The organism is Micromonospora sp. NPDC003776, from assembly GCF_053605645.1.
In genome coordinates this window covers 1-3,295 of sequence record NZ_JBSGJR010000680.1, presented here as the reverse complement: position 1 = coordinate 3,295, position 3,295 = coordinate 1, and the positions used below count along the sequence as shown (strand labels likewise).

Here is a 3,295-nt window from a genome sequence, read left to right as displayed (position 1 = left end):
CGCCGGCCGACGGGGGCAACCTGTACCAGCGGGCGGTCCGGGCCGAGATGGGCAACCTCGACCGGCTCGCCGGCGAGCTGGCCGACGCGGGCCGGCTCGCCGAGGTGGGCAAGCTGCTCGCCGCCAGCCGTCCGCTGCCGGTGCTCGGGTTGCGCGCCGCCGCGCCGCTGGCCGCGTACTTCGCGTACTTCGCCGCGAAGGTGCACCCGGACGTGCGGGTGCTCGACGACGGTGGCAGCCTCCTCGCCGACCGGCTCGAACAGGCCGCCGCGGCCGGGGCGGGCGCGCTGCTCGCGTTCGTGCTGCCCCGCTACCCCCGGGAGACCCTGGACGCGCTGCGCGAGGCCCGTGACCTGGGGCTGACCGTAGTGGCGATCACCGACTCGCCGGTCAGCCCGGCGACCGACCACGCCGAGGTGGTGCTCCCCGCCGCCGTCGGCACCGACCTGGTCTTCGACCTGCACACCGCTCCGATGACCCTGGCCATGGTGGTGCTCCAGGCGATCTGCGACGCCGCCCCGGCCGAGACCCAGGCCCGGCTCGAGGCGTTCGAGTCGTCCGCCGCCCGCCGCCAGTTGTTCCTCGGCTGAGAGGAGTACGACATGCACCAGCCCGTCCGCGCCGCCCGCGGCACCGTACGCACCGCGAAGGGGTGGCCGCAGGAGGCCGCGCTGCGGATGCTGATGAACAACCTCGACCCCGAGGTCGCCGAGCGCCCCGAGGACCTGGTGGTCTACGGCGGCACCGGTCGGGCCGCCCGGGACTGGCCGTCGTACCACGCGCTGGTGCGGACCCTGACCGAGCTGCGCGACGACGAGACCATGCTGGTGCAGTCCGGCCGCCCGGTCGGCGTCATGCGTACCCACGAGTGGGCGCCCCGGGTGCTGCTGGCCAACTCCAACCTGGTCGGTGACTGGGCCACCTGGCCGGAGTTCCGCCGGCTCGAACAGCTCGGTCTGACCATGTACGGGCAGATGACCGCCGGTTCCTGGATCTACATCGGCACCCAGGGCATCCTCCAGGGCACGTACGAGACCTTCGCGGCCGTCGCCGCGAAGCGGTTCGGCGGCAGCCTCGCCGGAACGCTGACCCTCACCGCCGGCTGCGGCGGCATGGGTGGCGCCCAGCCCCTGGCGGTGACCATGAACGGCGGCGCCTGCCTCATCGTGGACGTGGACCGCAGCCGGCTGGAGCGCCGGGCGCACGACCGCTACCTGGACGAGATCGCCGACTCGCTGGACGACGCGGTCGAGCGGGCGCTGGCCGCGAAGCGGGACCGGCGGGCGCTGAGCGTCGGCGTGGTCGGCAACGCCGCCACCGTCTTCCCCGAACTGCTGCGCCGGGGTGTGGCGATCGACATCGTCACCGACCAGACCAGCGCACACGACCCGCTGTCGTACCTGCCGGAGGGGGTGGAGCTGGCCGACGCCCGGGACTACGCGGCGGCGAAGCCGGCCGAGTTCACCGACCGGGCGCGGGTCTCGATGGCGAAGCACGTCGAGGCGATGGTCGGCTTCCTGGACGCGGGCGCCGAGGTCTTCGACTACGGCAACTCGATCCGCGGCGAGGCGAAGCTCGGCGGCTACGAGCGGGCCTTCGACTTCCCCGGCTTCGTGCCGGCGTACATCCGGCCGCTGTTCTGCGAGGGCAAGGGCCCGTTCCGCTGGGCGGCGCTCTCCGGCGACCCGAAGGACATCGCGGCCACCGACCGGGCCATCCTCGACCTGTTCCCGGAGAACGAGTCCCTCGCGCGGTGGATCCGGATGGCCGGCGAGCGGGTCGCCTTCCAGGGCCTGCCGGCCCGGATCTGCTGGCTCGGCTACGGCGAGCGGGACAAGGCCGGGGTACGGTTCAACGAGATGGTCGCCGCCGGCGAGCTCTCCGCGCCGGTGGTCATCGGTCGGGACCACCTGGACTGCGGCAGCGTGGCCAGCCCCTACCGGGAGACCGAGGCGATGGCCGACGGGTCCGACGCGATCGCCGACTGGCCGCTGCTCAACGCCCTGGTCAACACCGCCAGCGGCGCGTCCTGGGTGTCCATCCACCACGGCGGCGGCGTCGGCATCGGCCGGTCCATCCACGCCGGGCAGGTCTGCGTCGCCGACGGGAGCGCCCTGGCCGGCCAGAAGATCGAGCGGGTGCTCACCAACGACCCGGCGATGGGTGTGATCCGGCACGTGGACGCCGGCTACGACGCGGCCCGCGAGGTCGCCGAGCGCACCGGCGTCCGCGTCCCGATGGCCGAGGGGACGGCGTGACCGACCTGGCCGCCCGGTTCCGGAAGCTGTGGGACGAGATCGCGCCGATCGGGCGGGACGCGGGCAGCGGCGGCTACCTGCGCTACGCGTTGACCGAGCCGGAGCTGGCGCTGCGGGCCTGGTTCCGGGAGCAGGCCGAAACGCGGGGCATGCCAGTCCAGGAGGACGGCAACGGCAACCTGTTCGCCTGGTGGGGCGACCCCGCGGCCGGCGGCGCGGTGCTGACCGGCAGCCACTTCGACTCGGTGCCGCACGGCGGGGCGTACGACGGGCCGCTCGGCATCGTCAGCGCGTTCCTCGCCGTGGACGAGCTGCGGGCGGCCGGGACCACCCCGGACCGGCCGGTGGCGGTGGCCGCGTTCGTGGAGGAGGAGGGCGCCCGGTTCGGCGTACCCTGCCTGGGGTCGCGGCTGCTCACCGGGGAGATCGCGGTGGACCGCGCGGCCGGGCTGCGCGACGCGGCCGGGGTGAGCTTCGCCGAGGCGCTGGGCGACCGGCCGGCGGGCGCCGACCCGGGCCTGCTCGGCCGCTTCGCGGCCTTCGTGGAGCTGCACGTCGAGCAGGGCCGCGCGCTGGTCGACCGGGCCGCGCCGGTCGCGGTGGCCAGCGCGATCTGGCCGCACGGCCGCTGGCGGTTCGACTTCCACGGCGAGGGCAACCACGCCGGTACGACGCGGATGGCCGACCGCCGCGACCCGATGCTCACCTACGCGTTCACCGTGCTCGCGGCGAACAAGGAGGCCCGGCTGCGCGACGCGCACGCCACGGTCGGCCGGGTGGCGGTGGAGCCGAACGCCACCAACGCCATCCCGGCCCGGGTGACCGGCTGGCTGGACGCCCGGGCGGCGGAGCCGGAGACGCTGCACGGCCTGGTCGATGCAGTGCGGATCAAGGCGGCCGAGCGGGCCCGGCGGGACGGCACCGAGCTGACCTGCACGCAGGAGTCGGCCACCCCGCTGGTCGCGTTCGACGGCGGGCTGGCCGACCGGCTGGCGGCGCTGCTGGACGCGCCGGTGCTGCCCACCGGGGCGGGCCAC

Annotated in this window: 3 protein-coding genes; all 3 read left to right on the top strand. The window is 75.0% G+C overall.

The features are described 5' to 3' along the window. Window positions 1-590: MurR/RpiR family transcriptional regulator (locus ACWEVO_RS33210; protein ID WP_452311384.1), on the top strand; the 590-nt coding region annotated here is incomplete at its 5' end. A gap of 12 nt (window positions 591-602) precedes the next feature. After that, entirely contained in the window at window positions 603-2,258 is a 1,656-nt protein-coding gene (gene hutU / locus ACWEVO_RS33205) for a urocanate hydratase (protein WP_452311383.1), read from the top strand. After that, window positions 2,255-3,295, top strand: a 1,041-nt coding sequence (locus ACWEVO_RS33200) for an allantoate amidohydrolase (RefSeq protein ID WP_452311382.1), incomplete at its 3' end; no start/stop codon positions are given. The genes hutU and ACWEVO_RS33200, both read left to right, overlap by 4 nt.

Bases quoted from the DNA above. Each gene is read 5' to 3' on its own strand.
- hutU (WP_452311383.1), top strand. From the start codon at position 603: ATGCACCAGCCCGTCCGCGCCGCCCGCGGCACCGTACGCACCGCGAAG.